5 protein-coding genes are annotated in these 3,072 nt (G+C 41.7%); 3 read left to right on the forward strand and 2 right to left on the reverse strand.

Annotated features, from left to right (window positions below):
• A partial coding sequence (locus ACFSR6_RS17565) for an IS3 family transposase (RefSeq protein WP_379073649.1) occupies nt 1–94 on the forward strand: 94 nt, incomplete at its 5' end.
• Between the two features lie 39 nt (nt 95–133).
• Here the strand turns inward: ACFSR6_RS17565 and ACFSR6_RS17570 are convergent.
• Entirely contained in the window at nt 134–1,144 is a 1,011-nt protein-coding gene (locus ACFSR6_RS17570) for a serine hydrolase domain-containing protein (RefSeq protein ID WP_379081245.1), read from the reverse strand.
• A gap of 99 nt (nt 1,145–1,243) precedes the next feature.
• The gene (locus tag ACFSR6_RS17575) at nt 1,244–1,606 is read right to left on the reverse strand and encodes a DUF6249 domain-containing protein (RefSeq protein ID WP_379081247.1); all 363 of its coding nucleotides are present in this window, start codon (nt 1,604–1,606) and stop codon (nt 1,244–1,246) included.
• Nucleotides 1,607–1,743: 137 nt separating this feature from the next.
• On the opposite strand from ACFSR6_RS17575, the gene ACFSR6_RS17580 reads away from it, so the two are divergent.
• Nucleotides 1,744–2,310 (forward strand): Crp/Fnr family transcriptional regulator, encoded by a 567-nt coding sequence (locus ACFSR6_RS17580; RefSeq protein ID WP_379081249.1) that lies wholly within the window; start codon nt 1,744–1,746, stop codon nt 2,308–2,310.
• Between the two features lie 69 nt (nt 2,311–2,379).
• On the forward strand, nt 2,380–2,700 hold the full coding sequence (locus ACFSR6_RS17585; RefSeq protein WP_379081251.1) for a DMT family transporter: 321 nt from the start codon (nt 2,380–2,382) through the stop codon (nt 2,698–2,700).
• Nucleotides 2,701–3,072: the final 372 nt, after the last annotated feature.

Here is a 3,072-nt window from a genome sequence, read left to right on the forward strand (position 1 = left end):
TGAGTATATTAGTTATTATAACAATAAAAGGATAAGATTGAACTTAAATGGAATGAGCCCGGTTGAATACCGGGCACAAGTCTTAAATAATTAATAAGTTTGTCCAACTTTTTGGGGGCAGTCCAACCGCGGCCTACTTACTTTTTACCGTTCCGGTTATAATCAGCTTTGTTATATTTTCGGCGAGCAAAGTGGGCGAATTGCAGTCGCAGTTGGTGAGGGCAACTACATAAATATCTTCGCCGGGAACATAAATGCCCATGCTTTTAAATCCAAATATACTGCCGCCATGTGCCCTTACGGTTAAACCGCTAAGCTCTTTAATGTGCCAGCCATAACCGTAATTAACCGGTTCGCCATTATTTAGTTTATAGCGCGAAAATGCTTTTGTGGTTTCGTTTGCATTTAGCAGTTTATTTTGACTTAAGGCATTCTGCCATTTCAACAAATCGCCTAATGTTGACATTAAAGCCCCTGATGCAAATGGAACGCTAAAACTAATGGCCGTTTTGTTTACGTAGCCATGCTCTTTTTTCTGGTAGCCATAAGCCCTGTTATAGATCACTTGCCGATCGCTGGCATAATAAGAATGCTCCATGCCAAGCGGGACAAAAATATGTTGCCGAATAAAATCGGCGTAAACCTCTCCCGAAACCTGTTCTATCATGTAGCCTAACAACACATAACCCGAGTTATTGTACTCAAAACGTTCGCCAGGGGCAAAATCAACGGGCTCATCCTTAAAAAAATCGACCATCATTTTAGGTGTCATTTCTTTTTGGGCTATCTCCGCCAGCGCCTTCATTTTGGTAAAGTCTTTAACGCCCGAAGTATGCGTAAGCAAATGGTGTATGGTTATTTTATCGCCGCCCGGATAGTCAGGAATGTATTTCGAGATGTGATCGCTTACCTTTAATTTACCTTGCTGTTCTAAAAGCAATACCGCAACGGCTGTAAACTGCTTGGTCATAGAACCCAGCTGAAAAACACTTTCGGTGGTAAGGTTATTGCCCAGTTCGAGGTTGGCCTTCCCAAAAGCTTTCTGGTAAATTATCTTTCCTTTTTGGGCAACCATAAATGCCCCTCCCGGGCCCTGCTTATCGGCCATTACGGTCATAATCAAACTATCGATCTGATTATTCAACTTTTGGGCCTTGACTACTGCCGGCATAAGCTGGCAGCAGACAAGTACGGCAAGAAAGCACCCTAGAATGATCCGCTTTGTTTTCATCCTTAAAACCGATTAGAATTTATCTTTCTCAATCGCTTTCTTTTCAATGATGAACGAAATAATTAAGCCTAATCCACCGAAAATCCCGAGGCAACCAAAGTAGATGGCAACTGATTGTCCTTCCTCGCTGTTCGTCATATCGCTACCAAATAATCCCCTAACGGTAAAGAGTGCTACCAGCAAACCAATACCCAAGCCTACAAGCAATAAACCAAATTTTAAACTTAAATAGGGTTTTGGTGCCGATTTACCAACGCCCGGATTGAGTCCGCGCTCAATCATTGCCATTTTCTCTTTATTGGATAAATAACGGATGCCGAATACCATGGCAAATGCGCCTAAAAAAAGTGAAATGGGAACTAATATACCTTCCATGATGATAATTTTTAATGTATAATATTTTGTTTCTTATTTATTTGAACCGTGTTCTGTGTTGTATGACTACACACTTTTTAATCAGGTTACACCCTTTGAAAAAAAATTGATAGCTTTATCATACATTCAAAAATGCCTTGTACAATCAGTTAAAAAATATAGAGATCCTTAAACCGCTCAGTAATGAAGCTTTAGAGAAGTTAGCCGCAGTTTCCAAACTGGTCGAACATCCGAAAGGAACAATTCTCATCAATGCAGATAAAATCGAACCTGATTTCTATATTCTTGAAAATGGTATTGCCAGGGCTTATTCTGACGGTGAAAACCAGCAGATAACCTTTTGGTTTGGACAAAGTGGCGCTGTTCTTTTTTCTTTTAACAGCTATATTAATAATAGCCCCGGATACGAGAATGTTGAACTTTTGGAGAATAGCCGTTTAGTTCAAATCAGGTTAACTGATCTTTTTTTGCTCTACAACCAACATTTAGAAATTGCCAACTGGGGTAGAAAAATTGCGGAACAAGAGCTAATTGCTACCGAAAAAAGGTTAATCGACAGGGCTTTTAAAGGCGCAGCCGAACGTTATCAGGAATTTGTAGCACAATCGCCCGAGCTGATAAAACGTGTGGCTTTAAAGCACATAGCCTCCTACCTTGGTGTAACACAGGTTACCTTAAGCCGCATCAGGGCTATGTGCAAATAAATCTATTTTTTAACATATGTAAAATGTTGCCCGGTAAATGAGCTGTAGTTTTGCAGAAATAAATTTATCATGAACTGGATTATCTTAATTATTGCCGGCCTTTTTGAAGTGGGCTTTACTACCTGCCTTAAATTATCGAACAATTTCTCGAACATAAAATGGAGCGGGGCTTTTTTTGTATGCATCGTTTTAAGCTTCCTGTTGCTAAACAAAGCTGCCCAAACCTTGCCAATGGGAACGGCTTATGCCGTTTGGACGGGTATTGGAGCAGTGGGAACTGTAATTATCGGGATCTTTTACTTTAATGAACCTGCAACCTTCTGGCGGATATTTTTTATCTGCACCCTCATCGGTTCCATTGCCGGCCTAAAGTTTTTCGCTTCGCATTAATGGATAGCTGCAAACCCGGGCTGGCTGGCCAAGACGATTTTCCAGCTTTGCACCGCACAAACGTTGTTCATAAACCCGATGGAAGCGACAGCCCCGAAGCATGAGGGCTACAGCGAACAGCAGGGCTATACACTCCGATGAAAAGCTGCCCTTTCGTTTCCAAATCATATAAAATATAGAGCGGTTTTATCCTTTTGGAGCGCAGGGCCTGTGCTAAAAACAACGAGGTACCCGTGTTACGCTTGTACGCTTCGGCCGCTGCACTGGCCTGCAGGGTACCGCTTCACCCGGGGCTAGAAGGCAAAGACAGTATCTCATTTTAGGGCTTTGTAAAGTGCACCAACATGGTTCATAAACCTCATGGAAGCGACA

The organism is Pedobacter vanadiisoli (assembly GCF_042684385.1).
GTDB classification, from domain to species: Bacteria; Bacteroidota; Bacteroidia; order Sphingobacteriales; family Sphingobacteriaceae; genus Pedobacter; species Pedobacter vanadiisoli.

Bases quoted from the DNA above. Each gene is read 5' to 3' on its own strand.
- ACFSR6_RS17585 (WP_379081251.1), top strand. From the start codon at position 2,380: ATGAACTGGATTATCTTAATTATTGCCGGCCTTTTTGAAGTGGGCTTT.
- ACFSR6_RS17575 (WP_379081247.1), bottom strand. From the start codon at position 1,606: ATGGAAGGTATATTAGTTCCCATTTCACTTTTTTTAGGCGCATTTGCC.